4 protein-coding genes are annotated in these 2,729 nt (G+C 35.5%); all 4 read right to left on the bottom strand.

Annotation, left to right across the window (positions count from 1 at the left end; genetic code table 11):
* Positions 1–413: RidA family protein (locus AC3AX0_RS11030; protein WP_487550338.1), on the bottom strand; the 413-nt coding region annotated here is incomplete at its 3' end.
* 526 nt (positions 414–939) lie between these two features.
* The gene (locus AC3AX0_RS11025; RefSeq protein WP_487550337.1) at positions 940–1,128 is read right to left on the bottom strand and encodes a hypothetical protein; all 189 of its coding nucleotides are present in this window, start codon (positions 1,126–1,128) and stop codon (positions 940–942) included.
* Between the two features lie 12 nt (positions 1,129–1,140).
* Positions 1,141–1,791, bottom strand: a complete 651-nt coding sequence (locus AC3AX0_RS11020) for a DUF975 family protein (protein ID WP_487550336.1) — start codon at positions 1,789–1,791, stop codon at positions 1,141–1,143.
* Between the two features lie 127 nt (positions 1,792–1,918).
* The coding region (locus AC3AX0_RS11015) for a hypothetical protein (RefSeq protein WP_487550335.1) at positions 1,919–2,729 on the bottom strand (811 nt) is incomplete at its 5' end.

Raw genomic sequence — 2,729 nt, 5'->3', positions numbered from 1 at the left:
TATCCTATGATGTTTCCTTCTGGAATTTTATCCTCGTCAACAGCAATGGTTGCGCACATTTCAAGGGCAAGTCCGCCGTAAATTTCGCTGCTTATTGTTGCAACTCTTGCAGGTGGGTTATTTGGAAAATATTCCCTGTATACCTTGTCGTATTCTGGAAATACGGTATTGTCCGCAAAATAGAATGATGTTGTAAGTACATCTTCCATTGTTGATCCCAATTCCTCTACTATAACCTTGATATTATTCATAATATTTCTTGTCTGTTCTTCAACAGTACCAGAAACTATGTTTCCTTCAAGATCTTGACTCAGCTGACCACAAGTGTATGCTACACCATTGTAGATTACAGCCTGGGAATAGCTTGGTGAAGGTTGAACAGCTTTCTTAGTGAAAAATATTTTCTTTTTCATCTTTTTCTCCTTTTCGTTGATATTTTGTTAATGCTTTCGTGTGTTATTGTGTTATTATATATAATTTTTTACCCAAAACTATTCTATCAGATTGAAATGTTCATATCAACAACTCAAGTCAAGGTACTTAAGCATTTATACAATCCATCTTAAATATTTCTTATTTACCGTAAATAATAACCACTATCACTCTTACATATTTCTTACACATTCTTCTATTATACTTAATTCAAAGGAAGGAGATCTTAATGATGTTTGGCGGATGGATACTAATCGCATTTGTGTCTTATTGATCTTGCCGCCAATACAAAAAGAACCATCCCTTTTGTATTTTTGACGGTTCTCGAGAATTATCCCAAAAACGAAACTAGCTCCCAAGATTTATCTTTGAGAACTAGTTCCTATACCACTACTTTCATGTTGCTCCTTTCGGGTTTTGCCCCTAGGTAAAATCTTTCGTAATGTTCCATTTCTAGAACATTTACTACAACAATATCATTATCCATTTATCTTTTACTTGCACTTTTTAAGTTTCTGATAAACCACTTTCTCTTGAAATATCTTCAAGATATTTTAATTTTCTTAAACTTATATTTTGTGCTTTCAATTTTATGAATACTGTATTTGTTGTACTATCATTATAGCATAAATCTTTGCATTTGTAAACGTTTTCCAATAGTGCATAGATATGTTTTTTTGAGTGGTTGCAACGCATTGAAACCACCTGTCACCTATTGAGATAATAGGTATCGCCGCCTGTTTTCTTGCTTGTTAATGACCTGTAGAAGTAAAGCTTTGACATCTGGAAATATGGAATGAGCACCAAAAATCCTATTCCCATTGTAATCAAGCACAAAAATGCCCAACCTATGAATGATAAACAAAATTTAAAGAAATCCAATTTATGTCCCTGCATCATTTCAGAGGATTTTCTTAATGCTTCCATTGCTTCCATTTCAGGATTCTCAGCAAGAAGATAATATGCCATTGAATACCTTATGGCTGCCATTATGCCTGGAACTACCAATAAAAGTGTCCACAATACTATGAAGATTGTAGAAAGTATATGGAAAAGAAAAGTTCTCTTGAATTCCTTGAAGCTGTCGAAGATCATATAGAAGTTTAGATCCTTCTTTCCCTTTTCTATTGCCATGTAAAACCTTGCCACTCCAAGGGACAATGGTCCCGAAATCAGGAGACTCAACAAATTGGCTGTATTGAATCTTTCAAGCTGTCCGCCATGCTGGGTAATTTCTACTGCATTCTGCTGGGTATATGCATCCGTCAACAACCAAACAACAAAGGTTACAATTACAGCCTGAAGCAAATAATCCTTAAGTATCTTAATTGCTTGTTTCTTCAATCCTCCAATATACATGTTAATCTCTCCTTTCTTTATTCTCTTAATAGCGTGATTTTCAATTTCACACATTTAATATGCTTGTTCTAAGTGTAACAATATAAGTTCACTTATGCAACAGGTAATCAATAAAGATATTGCGAATCTAAACATTGTTTCTATTGCCGTATTCTTCAAGCTGGATTTTGTATTCCTCGGAAACTTCCATCTTTACTTCAATATAGTGCTCCCTGAGTTCCTTGACTACTGCTACATCGTACTTGTATTCCTCAAGGTCATTCTGCATGTCGTAGAGTGTCTTGTAGACTTGGTTGTCGGAGCTGTTTTCAACGCTACCCAACTCATCCAGTATACCTTCTACTCTTACATCCCTCTCTGTTTCGTCCTCTAAGTCTATAGCGGACTTTAGCATGCTGTAGTATCCTTCACAGGTATCCATATATTCACTTTCAAGATTCTCGAGAAATGATACATAGCTTTTTACAAGAAGCTCCTCGTGGGATTCTTCAACAATTTCAATATTGTTTTCTTCATTTACTCCCGTATCAGTTGTTCCATCAGCTGGAAGATTTACATCTTCTCCTTCAGTTGATGAAACATCTTCACCAAAAGATTCAGTATTATCTATATTATCCGTTGCAATAACTATGTTGTCCACGTTATCGTAGTGTTCCACATCTGTCACAGTACTATCTTCTACGGCAGCAACCTCAATATCCACTGTTGGCGATATGCCTTTTGATATAAAAAGGACTGCAACACAGATTCCAACAGCTACAACAGCTGCAAATTTCATCTTCGAAGTTCTTACAGTAACAGCTTTACCCTTAGTGTTAGGTAAAACGGCCAGATCATCACCTTTGATTAATCTCTCAGGATTTTCTAAAAACATTCTGTCTGAAAATTCTCTGCCGTATTTACTTCTTACAGACTTATAGGTTTTCTTCAGACCAGGA

The organism is Dethiosulfatibacter sp. (assembly GCF_983023055.1).
Note: the sequence above shows the minus strand (reverse complement) of the source record. Positions and strands in the feature narration are given on the sequence as shown.

What these genes read in the sequence shown, in the direction of transcription:
- AC3AX0_RS11025 (WP_487550337.1), bottom strand. Translation starts at nt 1,128, where the DNA reads ATGCGTTGCAACCACTCAAAAAAACATATCTATGCACTATTGGAAAAC.
- AC3AX0_RS11020 (WP_487550336.1), bottom strand. Translation starts at nt 1,791, where the DNA reads ATGTATATTGGAGGATTGAAGAAACAAGCAATTAAGATACTTAAGGAT.